The following is a 12,147-nucleotide window of genomic DNA, read 5'->3' as shown; positions in this document are numbered from 1 at the left end:
TATGATATAAAAAAGACGAGATTTGATTTTCTCGTCTTTTTATCATTATGCGGTCTTTGTTGCGTTTGTTTTCTTTTTAGATATCATTGCATAACACCATAAACCAATGACACTAATGACAAGAGTGAAGATGAATGAAGCAATGGCAACCCAATAATTTTCTTCACCTAAGGCATGTCCACTAAATGTAGATGTAATTACACTGGGGATACGTGCAATAGTAGAAATCAGAATAAATGTGGTTAGCTTCATATTCGTTAAGCCTATCGCATATGTCATAACATCTTTTGGACTACCGGGAATAAAGAACGCAATGAAGGTCCAGAAGTTAAGCTTTTTTTCATCTTTTAATAACCATAATTCATCCAGTTTATCTTTTGAAAAGAACACATAGATTAATTTGGTACCCCATTTTTTCACAAGCACCATGACCAGGGCAGACGCTAATGCAGAACCAATTAAACATAATAGGGTTCCCTGCCAGAAACCAAAAGCATAGCCAGCTGCAATCTCAAATGGTTCTCCAGGTATAAAAGCCACAACGATTTGAAGAAAGATAATGGCAATCATATATAGAAAGGAAAAGATGCCTTGATCATTTAGCCATGCACGGAATTGTTGAGGATTGTTACAGAATTTCACAAGTGGCATTCCAATCTTTAATGTCAATAAGGCAAATACCAGTAATACCCCACCTAAAATCAGTATCGTTTTCCATTGTTGTTTATTTAATTTTTTCATGTTTATCACTTCCTGTCTATATCATATCCAAAAAATCAAAAAGAATCCTTGTGATTTCCTAACGATTGCGTGACAGTTTTGTAAGAAGCACTTTATAAAATATTTAGAAAATTATAAGTATTTTGAAAAATTGTGATACAATATAGCTTAACAAAAGGGGAGATAATATATGATTACGTTTTATATCGTTCGTCATGGCGAAACTTTATTTAACCAAAAACATTTAATGCAAGGGTGGTGTGATTCACCATTAACCAATCAAGCAATAGAAAACGCAAGAGCATTAGGGAAAAGACTTCAAAATATTGAATTTGAAGGTGTATATGCTTCCAGCAGTGAACGTGCATGGCGCAGTGCAAAATATATAATGGAGGATCGTCATCCTAATGATGTGCAGCTGTGTGATGAATTAAAAGAAATCAATTTTGGTATAATGGAAGGCGAAAATGAATTCGTTGGAAGAATTGCCAAACAACAACATCATCGAGAGTATGGCTGGGTAGATGAAGACGGTGAAAATATGGATATGGTAAGAGCAAGAGTTTATCGTATCTTGAAGGAAATCGCAGAAAAACATCAGAATGGCAATGTCTTAATTGTGACACATGGCGTGGTCATGATGTCGTTATTAGATGATTTAAAGCCTGGCTATATGGAAGCACAGGGACCAGGTTTTCATATCAAAAATTTAGCTGTAATGAAAATCAGTTATGAAGCAGAACAATTTAAAATCATAAAGGTGAATGGGTGATCAATATGAAAAAGTTTATACAAATATGTAGTTGTATCTGTCTGGTTGCGATGATGTTATGTTCTTTTGTCGTGCCTGTCAAAGCATCAGCAGGATATGAATATGAATCTTTAGATGTACATGTAGAAGTAAATGATCGTCGAGAATATAAAGTGAGTGAGAAGATGGTCATTCATTTTATGAGCCCAATGCATGGAATTATTCGTGATATTCCTATGAACAATGGATATGAAGCATGGAATGTAAAAGATATATCCGTTACAGGGATGCCATTTACGAAGGAAATCACTGCGGATGGCTTTGCGATAAAAATTGAGGATCCAGATAATGAAATTCAGGGAACAAAAGAAATCACACTTACCTATACACTTGCGCATTATCAGGATGATGATCCCAAGGAAGATTTCATTCATATCAATTTGTTGGGAACGGATTATGATGCAGATGTTAAAGCATTTCATGGAGATATTGAATTCCCAAATAAAGAAAAGCTGAAAGATATTCAGGTAACATCAGGGGAAAATGGCAGTACGGATAATGAATATACCACATTTACTCAGCAGGGAAATCACCTGATTGTGGATAGTCAGCGATATGTTGGAAGTGGCATCGGCATTAGCGCAAAACTTCATTTTGAAAATGGAATCTTTCCCAATGCTCCACAATATGAGTATTCTTATGTGATACGTGATCAATCAAAACATATCACCATAGATGAAAAACAGAATATACAGGTGGAGGAACAATTAACATATGACACATCAAAATCCCTTGCAAATATACAGATACCATTTATTTGTGATGACTGGGAGGTGGCAGATTATGATGTCACAGATGTAAAAATAGAAACAGATGGGGATTATGATTATACAGATAGTGGCGCATGGATCAGAACACAGAAAAGTAGTGGCACGGTGAAGCTGTCTTATCGCATTCATCCACATCGTGTATATAAAAATGAGCTATATCTGAAGCTGAACAATGAGGAACAGGATACATATATTGAGCATTCTAAAATCGCAATTACAACACCGGATACACCGAATGCAGCCATCCTATTAAAACGAGATGGTTCTGATTTGGATACTTCATTTATCAAAACAAGTGTGAACGATCATACAATGGATGTAGAAACAACAGATGTAATCAAACATGGGGCAAGCTATGGCATTATGTTGAAAATAAACGATGGTGTATATCAGCGCACATCTTCTATGATGCGTATTCTCATGCTTGGATTATCCGCAGGTTTATTGATTTTATATTTATTCCTTCGTTTTGTGAAATATCGTAAAGAAACACCAATCGCTCCTGTAAATTTCTATCCACCAAAGGGTATGAACAGTGCGGAAGCAGGTTATGTCATTGATGAGAAATTAACTTATAATGATGTCGCATCATTAATATTTTATTGGGCAGATAAAGGGTATTTAAGCATCCATTATAGTGAACATGGCTATTTGTTTGAAAGAAACGCTGCCCCATCCACAAGTGCGCCATTTTATGAAGTAAAATTATTTGAGAAAATGTTCTCTTATGGAAAAGGCGGACTTGTAGGAAAGAGTGATCTGAAATATCGTTTTTATCGTGATGTGGAACAAGCAAGCAGAGAACTTATGGATATCTATGATGGAAAGAAAGGATTGGATGATCCAAAAGCATATGCTGTTCGTTCTTTATGTATTACCACAAGTATTTTTCCATTAAGTTTATATCTTTATGATTGTGTTAAGCAGATAAGTGAAAATCATACATTGGCAATGGGTATTCTTGCGATCAGTGTAATTCCATGGATTTTGTCGTTATTGATGGTGTTGATTAGTAAAAAACCTCATAAGCCATATAAAATAGATGTTCCTGTAATGACATATTGGCTAGAATTGTTTATTTATGTGATTGGTGGTATTTTCTTTGTGATCGTTTATGATTTTGACATGATGATGCTGGCAGCACCTATTTTATCTATTGTTTTATTCATGATTGCGAAAGGTATTCGTAAAAACAGCGATTATCGTTCAGAAATGTTATCTTCACTCCTTGGTTTCCAGGAATTCTTAAAGACCACAGAAAAAGACCGATTGGAAATGTTATTGGAAGAAGATCCAGAATATTACTATCATATTCTTCCATACGCCCAGGTATTGCATGTCAGTGATATGTGGATTCATAAGTTTGAAAATATCGTTGTGCCATCGCCAACATGGTATGATGGGGATGAACGATATGAGCATCGTATGATGTATGATATCATGAAAGATATACAATCCGATATGAAAGATGCATGTGCAAGCCCTGAAAATAATCATACTTCTTCTACATCTTCTTCATCAGGTGGTTCTGGTACCGGAAGTGGAAGCGGTGGTGGTGGAAGCCATGGCTGGTAAGAAATTATATCGTATTATCATTTGTTTTCTATTATGTCTTTTCTCTATTGAATTTCCAATCATAGAAGCAAACGAGGAAGCTGGATATGTATATGATGAATTAAATGTTATCGTTACGATTAATGAAGAAAAAGAATATCATGTAGAAGAACATATGGTGATCGATTTTCAAAAAGAAATGCATGGAATCATTCGTGATATACCGAAAGAAAGTCAAGTAGAAGATGTAGGAATCAAAGATGTAAAAGTAGAAGGAATGCCTTATCATATACAGCAAAGCTCAGATCTTATGCAGGTAACGATCGGAGATCGTGAACAACTGGTAAAGGGTAAAAAAGAAATTGTATTAAGTTATACATTAACACATTATCAGGATGATGATCCTCTGTATGATGATGCATATATAAATGTATTGGGAGATAACTATGATACAGAAGTGAAGAAATTTCATGCCCAGATCAGTTTCCCTAAAGAAGAACAGCTGGAGGAATTCCACGTTACATCTGGAAAGCGTGGCTCTACAAGTAATCCTTACACCACAGCAACGACATCAGGTAATCAACTAATCATTGATGCATCACAAAAGCTGGATGCTCAAATGGGTATTACTGCCCATTTAAGATTTCAGGAAGCTACATTTTCTAAAGCCCCTGTTTATCCATATCCTTTCACCATTCAACAAATGAAAACAGAAGTGAAAGTAGATGAAGCAGAGGATTTTAATGTAACACAGACATTTACTTATGAAAGCATTATCGATCATCAAACATATCGTATGCCACTTATTCATCAGAAATGGAAAAACAATACGTATAGTATAAAAGATTTAAGTGTTGAGGGTGGAAAGTATAGTGACTTTATAAATCAGATAGACCTTTATTTAGAAAAGGGAACACACACCATTACGATACGTTATCAAGTACATCCTTACCATTTAATGAAAAATGCGCAAACACTCACCATGAACGATCAGGATATGCATACCCGTATTAATGAATATATATGTGTATTGGATATGCCATATATTCCAGATATTTCTATGCGCATCCAGCATAATGGTTCAGGAAATAAGGCTGATATGATTCAAAAAGAAGAAAAAGATGGTACCTTAATCCTAACAACAACCCAACCACTCATAAATAACGATTTATATACAGTGCTGGTACCTATGAATACAACATATTTTCACAGAGATACCTTTACTTCTAATATGGGATTATATCTTGCAATCCCATTATTGATAGGTATGATCATCTTACGTTTTATATGTAAAACAAGAAATCTGATTACCCCAATAAACTTTCATCCCCCTGTTGGTTTAAACAGTGCACAGGCAGGATATGTAATTGATATGAAGCTCTCAGAAAAAGATATTACCTCTCTTATATTTTATTGGGCAGATCGAGGATATATAAAAATCTATCAAACGAAGGATTCCTATGCATTTGAAAAAGTAAAAGATATAGATGCACAGGCCTTGCCTTATGAACAAAAACTGTTTCAGCGTATGTTCTCACATGGACATGATGGATATGTGAAAAAAGAAGATCTGACTTATCATTTCTATGATGATATCATGAACGCAAATGATGAAATTATAAAGTATTATCAAGGGAAATACGCCTTACGTGATCCTAAAATAGAGGTAGTAAGAAAACTGTGTATTTGTTTATCCTTTGTGCCGCTTATCATCTATTTGTTTTTTAAGATTTATGATGTATATGGAGATATTTCAAAGGTTATACAAACATTAATACCATTTATGGTAATACTTCCTTTATTATTGAGCTTTTATCTATTAAGTCGAAGGGCAAAGAAAAATCATAAACCATTACATAGAAGATTCTTTTTCGCATTATTTATCTTTATGATTGTATTATTGATATGGAGTCTTGCTGTGGAAATAAATATGATGCTTTTGATTATGTGTCTTGCAACCCTGATCTTATGGTTTATCGCAAATGGTATCCATAAGGATAGTACGTATCGTAAACAGTTGTTATCTTCTTTGCTGGGATTTAAAGAGTTCATAGAAACAGCGCAAAAAGATCAATTGGAAATGATGCTGCAGGAAGATCCTGCATATTATTACCACGTATTGCCTTATGCACAGGTATTACACGTGAGTGATATCTGGATGGATAAGTTTAAAGATCTTACCTTGCCAAAGCCTGATTGGTATGAAGGTACACAGGCATTCCATTATATGGCGATAGCACATATCGTACAAAATATGGAGTATGATATGAAAAAGACAATGCATTCCTCATCCACAGGAGTTACTTCTGGTTCATCTGGATTTCATGGTGGTTCTGTTGGTGGAGGAAGCGGCGGTGGTGGAAGCCATGGCTGGTAATTTTAAAAGGAGAATATTATGAATTTTGATCAACAAATATATAAAGCGATGATCCTTATGGATAAAGGAAGAGAAAACGATGCAATCACTTGTTTAAAAAACTGTATCGAGCAGGCTGGTGAAAATATGCTTGCCTGTGCAAGAGCACATGGTATTTTAGGGGAAGTATATTGTGAACTAGAAGATTATGCATCAGCAAAAGAACATTTTGAATATTTGGTAGAACATCAAAACACATTGGAAACATTGTATGATGATGCTTTATCTGAAGAAATAGAAAACGCAAAAAAGAATTTACAAAATATGAATTCCTAAGAAAAAAAATACTGTATACGTTGATATGTATACAGTATTTTTTATGATACAGGGTGTTTAGAATATATAAAATCATGAACGTCATCACGTTTAATATGAAGACATAAAGATATTTCATCAAATAATAAATTTTCACCTCGATCAAAGAAGAACTTATCACGTTCGGAAATGTTTTTCTTATTTATTTCTTTCTGTTTTTTCATTTCGTATATCGTTTTGGACATTGTGGCCCATTGTCTGATATCTCCACTATTTAACATCTTTTCAAAACGATCTTCACGAACATGTCGATCATCACTCCAGACCGTTTCTAATGTGGGCATATCTTCGATCAACTGCAGAATGTCTTCTTTACTCATCATCAATCGAAGGTTTGGATTTGTGACAGGGGTTGTAATACTTGTTTCTACATCGTTATTGATACTGTGCAATACATACCAGCTTTCTACTTCTCTTTTTCGATTGCGTTTGTTTATAATCTCTTTAACTTGGAAAATGCCTTTGTTTGTATAAGATATTTCATCGCCAATTTGAAACATACATCCACCTCCTGCTTTATTTTTTAAATGAAGCCCTGTCTTCATTGTAACATTTTTATATGTTTTTTGTAAGAGGAAGTTTTTTTGATTGGATATATGCGCATCGTATTTACTAACGTGCAAGCTTTAATAATGAAATCGTCAAGGTACCTTCCGTACTATTCACATTACTGTTATAAGTGAGCGTGAAATTTGATGGTTGTGAAACAAAAGCAATTAATGAAGCAGAGCCGATTGCAGTTTGTGCGTTGTCTGTTGTCTTAAAATAAAACCCAGTTTCAATATGGGATTGACCGTTATAAGAAGGTGTGATCTGCATAAATCCCGGGGTCGCAAGAATCGCAGATACATGATAATTGATTAGATAATATCCAGGCTGTAATATAAGTGTTGTATCGGAAGTCTGTGTTATATTGTCTGTGATATCAGTTACTAATGGTCGCATGGGAATCAAAGCACCATTAGTGTATAAATCCTGAATATCAAAATATGAAGCAAAGCTTTGTTGGGGAAGGGTACCTGTAGCACCCGTTACACCTGTATTTCCAGTAGGCCCTGTATTTCCAGTAGCACCTGTATTTCCTGTTGGCCCTGTATTTCCCATTGGACCAGTAGGTCCGGTATTTCCATCTCTTCCAGTAGCTCCAGTGACTCCGGTTGCACCAGTGATTCCATCTCTTCCGGTAGCACCTGTAGCACCAGTATTACCTGTCGCACCTCGTTGCCCATCAGCACCAGTTGCGCCTGTATTTCCAGTAGGACCAGTATTGCCCATTGGACCAGTTGGCCCGGTTGGACCTGTGATACAACATGGGGTACAGCACCAGCAATCACGATAACATGTTGTCATTCTATCATCTCCATTGTAAGATATGAAAGAAAAACAACCAGCGTATAGTGTGAAAAACTATATTTGTTCAAAGGCCTGATGCAGATCCTCTATGATATCGTCAATGTGTTCTGTACCAATGGATAAACGAATGGTTGTTGGCGTTATTCCTGCTTTCTTTAAGTCTTCTTTACTCATCTGAGAATGCGTGGTAGAGGCAGGATGAATCACAAGCGATTTCACATCTGCGACATTGGCTAACAGGGAAAACAGCTTCAATGATTCACTGAATTTTTTTGCCTGTTCCTCAGTACCGTTAATTTCAAAAGTAAAAATAGATGCACCACCCTGTGGATAATACCGCTCATATAATGCTTTTTGATATCCTGTAGATTGGGAAGGATGATGTATTTTTTTAACCATTGGATGTTGAGAAAGATAGTTTACCACCTTGCATGCATTTTCCACATGACGTTCCACTCTTAATGACAATGTTTCTAATCCCTGCAACAATAAAAAGGAATGAAAAGGTGATATACAAGCACCCTGATCACGCATTAAGGTTGTACGGATTTTCATAATATAAGCAATATCTCCACAAGCTTCATGAAAGATTACACCATGATAAGATGGATTTGGTTGTGTAATACCAGGAAATTTATCATTTTGACTCCAATCGAAGTGACCACCATCAATGATGACTCCACCCATGACTGTGCCATGACCACCAATAAATTTAGTGGCAGAATGTACAACAATGTCTGCGCCATGTTTTAATGGCTGAAAAAGATATGGAGTCGCAAAAGTGTTGTCCACAATTACGGGAATACCATGTGCATGTGCAATCTCACTTACGGCTTCTAAATCAATGATATCAGAATTTGGATTTCCAAGGGATTCCAAAAAGATTGCTTTTGTGTTTTCCTGAATTGCCTTTTCAAAGTTATCCGGCTGTTGTCCATCCACAAAAGTTGTGGTGATACCACCTTCGGTTAAGGTGTTGGCAAACAGGTTGAAGGTACCACCATATACCGTATTACTGGAAACGATATGATCACCTGCTTTTGCGATGTTTCTTATCGCAAGATCAATTGCCGCAGAACCAGAAGCCGTCGCCAAGGCTGCTTTTCCACCTTCTAACGCTGCCATTCTTTCCTCAAAGACACTGGAAGTTGGATTCATTAAACGAGTATAAATATTTCCCTCCTCCTTCAGATTAAATCTTGCGGCTGCCTGATGAGAATCTTTAAAAACATAAGAGGTTGTGGCGTAAATAGGTACCGCTCTGGCATCGGTATAAGGATCAGGATGTTCTTGTCCTGCGTGAATCTGTATAGTTTCAAATCGATAGGTATTTTTCATATATAAGCCCCTCACTTTCTATTTATCCTACTGTTTTAATAGGTTATTGGAATTATATTCCTATCAACCCACCAAGTCAATAGGTAATTAAAGAAAAATAAAGATTCCTATATATTTCATAGGAATCTCATAGCTTTTCACAAGGATAATCATCCATGGTATCTGACAATGCATCAATATCAGTTCGCTGATTTAACAGACTTTGTAGTGTAATACCATCAAAGTAGGAATTTATCATTTGATAAAGCTCTTCCCACATGGGAAGGGTTTCACAAGACTTTGCACGGGGACAGGTGTTTTCTTTACTTTCCAGACAGGATACAGGAGCAAGACTGCCTTCCACAAGTCTTAAAATCATCCCTGCTGTGTAATGATCTGGTGCCATTGTTAGACGATAACCGCCGCCTTTTCCACGTATTCCCTGTACATATCCCGCATCCACAAGTTTCTTGATAATGCTTTCTAAATACTTCTCAGATAAACATTGATTTTTAGATATTTGCTTCAAAGGAACATATACATCAGGGTCTTTCTTTGCCAGCTCCAGCATGATACGTAAAGCATAACGTCCTTTTGTAGAAATTTTCATAACATCACCTAATCTTCATTATACAGGAGAGAATCCTACTTGCAAAGACCATCTTCTTTGAATTCACTTAATGCCCCGCGTTTTCGATGCTTAGAATCATATAAAGCAATATCTGCCTGTTTTAACCATACATCTATCGTATCGTTTTGATTACACCAGGACAGTCCTGCAGAAATACTGATTGCTTTTTTTGTGCCATCAGGGAAGGTAATCAGTTTCATAGATAAATCATGATAGAATTGATGCATTATTTCTCGAATCATTGCCTGATTCTCAAAATGATAAAAGAAGATACAGAATTCATCTCCCGAACGACGTGCTGTTATACAGTGATCATTCTCTAATGCATTCAATGCCATAGCAATTTTCTGTAAATAAATATCGCCCCAATCATGTCCAAAGGTATCATTGATATTTTTGAAATGATCCAAATCCAGCATAATAAGTGCTTGTTGATGGTGCTTTTGATACGTAATACGTGAAATCATTTCTTTAAAATGATGCATATTATTTAATCCTGTTAGATTATCATGATCACGCTGATATTCGATATTTTTCTTTTCTTTGATTTCTTTTGTCACATCCGTAATAATCCCATAGAAGCTGTCATCATCACTGCTGAAATACAATCTGACCCAAAGATCTGGTGATTTATGTATACGATAAGCATCATCCAGTTGTTCATGGTTTGTGATTTCTTTCAGCTTTGATAAAAAGAGTGCCTTATCTTTAAAGTATGCTTCAGCTTCTTCATCACTCCACAGCATAATATGCTTCAAACGATCGTTCACAAGTACGATGTCGCCTTCTTTTCGCATTTCAAAAACACCGATAGGCATATCAATGATATCAATGATTTTAGATACTTTGACGGTGGTATTCAAAATACTTTGTACCATTTTATTGATATCACTGCTGATCTGTTGAAATTCTGGTGTAGTATCAACGCTGACTACGGTATCCAGTTCACCGTTACTGATACGGTGAAGGTTTGAGGATAATTCTTTAATTCCATTAGTAATATTCTTTTTTATCAATAAATTTAATACAAGGATGGTAATGATAGAAACAACGACCATACAAATAACAATGATCCCCATTTGAGAGTTTCTGTCCGCAAATACTTCATGTTGGGGCATCATCGCAAAAATTGCCATATCATCATAAGTGGTACTCATAACATAATGTTTTTCATTATTCCATGTATAGGTACCTCCATCATTGAATTGTTCATGTGCGTCATAAGTAAGCTTCCATGTAGAGGCTTCTTTTTCATCCATTCCAGTATAAGCAATTTTTTCATTATCTTTATTTACACAAACGATATTCAAATCATGTCCTAATTGTAGATTGTCAAGAACATAAGGGATTTCATTACGCTTTTGTGCTTCCAGCAATGTGGTAGGAGATATCCCAATCTGTATGATTCCTTCTTCATCCTGTCGTCTAACACCGATATATTGAAAGACTTTCTTTTCAGCGCCATTAGGTTGTATCTTTTGAATTAACTCATCTGTTTTATGATCTAATATCTGAAGAAATTCACTTGTTTGCTTGGTACTGCGAAAATCCATCCCGATATATTTTGGAATGCTTCCTGCTATCAGAATTCCGTTTTTATCTATAACATGTAATTCATCCACCTGAAGTAAGTCTTTGATTTTTTCTAATTCCGATAAACTGTTAATGACCTCAGGATTTTTTTGAACGATATAGGCAAAAGCATATGCACGGGTAAGATAATCTTTATGTAGATTATTTGTTAAAGTTTCCAATTCATTCTTGTTGCTGTCAAATTTTTCACATAACTGAGTTAAACGCTGTTTCATGGTATTTTCAGCTGTAACGATTTCGATACTTTCTAAAGACTGCCATGCGATGATCGAGATGATCACACTGGAAATCATAATTACAATACTGATATAACGTGTAAACAGTTTCTGCATGACAATCCCCCCTATCCTGTGACATATATATTATATTATATCGTAATTTGGATGAAATTTGTAAAATAATCCAGATATAAATGGTGGAAAAGTGAAATCTATTAGAATTTTTTGATTAATGTAGTTATTTCAATCAACTATATGTTACTATAGAGTTAGAAAAAGCCTAATACAGGGAGGGATTCAAATGAAAATAAACAAATATGTACGGACTTTGATATTTTGTATTGGTTGCTTTGTTATATATTGTGCGATGGATTATATAGTAAAAAGATGGCTTGTCATACCAAATTTTGAATACATGTATATCATAGAAGCTATTGTAACGGTACTTG

The 12,147-nt window shown here is 35.4% G+C and carries 10 protein-coding genes; 4 read left to right on the top strand and 6 right to left on the bottom strand.

The window, feature by feature from the left end; translation table 11 throughout:
- Positions 1 to 45 precede the first annotated feature (45 nt).
- Positions 46 to 741 (bottom strand): TVP38/TMEM64 family protein, encoded by a 696-nt coding sequence (locus DW761_RS18105; protein ID WP_117454701.1) that lies wholly within the window; start codon positions 739 to 741, stop codon positions 46 to 48.
- A 169-nt stretch (positions 742 to 910) separates the two neighbouring features.
- Between DW761_RS18105 and DW761_RS18100 the strand changes: the two genes are divergently transcribed.
- Genes DW761_RS18100 through DW761_RS18085 form a run of 4 tightly spaced genes read left to right on the top strand, consistent with a single transcriptional unit; the run spans position 911 to position 6,547 of the window.
- Positions 911 to 1,492 (top strand): histidine phosphatase family protein, encoded by a 582-nt coding sequence (locus DW761_RS18100; protein ID WP_117518986.1) that lies wholly within the window; start codon positions 911 to 913, stop codon positions 1,490 to 1,492.
- Positions 1,493 to 1,497: 5 nt separating this feature from the next.
- The gene (locus DW761_RS18095; protein ID WP_147323336.1) at positions 1,498 to 3,876 is read left to right on the top strand and encodes a DUF2207 family protein; all 2,379 of its coding nucleotides are present in this window, start codon (positions 1,498 to 1,500) and stop codon (positions 3,874 to 3,876) included.
- Positions 3,866 to 6,232, top strand: coding sequence for a DUF2207 family protein (locus DW761_RS18090; protein ID WP_158553847.1), 2,367 nt, complete (start codon positions 3,866 to 3,868; stop codon positions 6,230 to 6,232). Before DW761_RS18095 ends, DW761_RS18090 begins: the two co-directional genes overlap by 11 nt.
- An 18-nt stretch (positions 6,233 to 6,250) precedes the next feature.
- On the top strand, positions 6,251 to 6,547 hold the full coding sequence (locus tag DW761_RS18085; protein WP_117454697.1) for a hypothetical protein: 297 nt from the start codon (positions 6,251 to 6,253) through the stop codon (positions 6,545 to 6,547).
- A gap of 41 nt (positions 6,548 to 6,588) precedes the next feature.
- Here the strand turns inward: DW761_RS18085 and DW761_RS18080 are convergent, their stop codons facing one another.
- From DW761_RS18080 to DW761_RS18060, 5 genes are all read right to left on the bottom strand, one after another.
- Positions 6,589 to 7,086 carry a CarD family transcriptional regulator gene (locus DW761_RS18080; protein ID WP_117454696.1) on the bottom strand — a complete coding sequence of 166 codons (498 nt, stop codon included), beginning with the start codon at positions 7,084 to 7,086 and terminating at the stop codon, positions 6,589 to 6,591.
- A gap of 112 nt (positions 7,087 to 7,198) precedes the next feature.
- A complete protein-coding gene (locus DW761_RS21780; protein ID WP_147323335.1) occupies positions 7,199 to 7,936 on the bottom strand; it encodes a collagen-like triple helix repeat-containing protein in 738 nt (245 codons plus the stop codon).
- Between the two features lie 57 nt (positions 7,937 to 7,993).
- Positions 7,994 to 9,277 (bottom strand): O-acetylhomoserine aminocarboxypropyltransferase/cysteine synthase family protein, encoded by a 1,284-nt coding sequence (locus DW761_RS18070; RefSeq protein ID WP_117518983.1) that lies wholly within the window; start codon positions 9,275 to 9,277, stop codon positions 7,994 to 7,996.
- 127 nt (positions 9,278 to 9,404) lie between these two features.
- A complete protein-coding gene (locus DW761_RS18065) occupies positions 9,405 to 9,866 on the bottom strand; it encodes an RrF2 family transcriptional regulator (RefSeq protein ID WP_117518982.1) in 462 nt (153 codons plus the stop codon).
- A 35-nt stretch (positions 9,867 to 9,901) separates the two neighbouring features.
- Positions 9,902 to 11,812, bottom strand: a complete 1,911-nt coding sequence (locus DW761_RS18060; protein WP_117518981.1) for a diguanylate cyclase domain-containing protein — start codon at positions 11,810 to 11,812, stop codon at positions 9,902 to 9,904.
- Positions 11,813 to 12,147 lie beyond the last annotated feature (335 nt).

It is taken from the genome of Absiella sp. AM29-15, from assembly GCF_003434225.1.
In the GTDB taxonomy this organism is placed as follows: domain Bacteria; phylum Bacillota_I; class Bacilli_A; order Erysipelotrichales; family Erysipelotrichaceae; genus Hoskinsella; species Hoskinsella hominis.
Note: the sequence above shows the minus strand (reverse complement) of the source record. Positions and strands in the feature narration are given on the sequence as shown.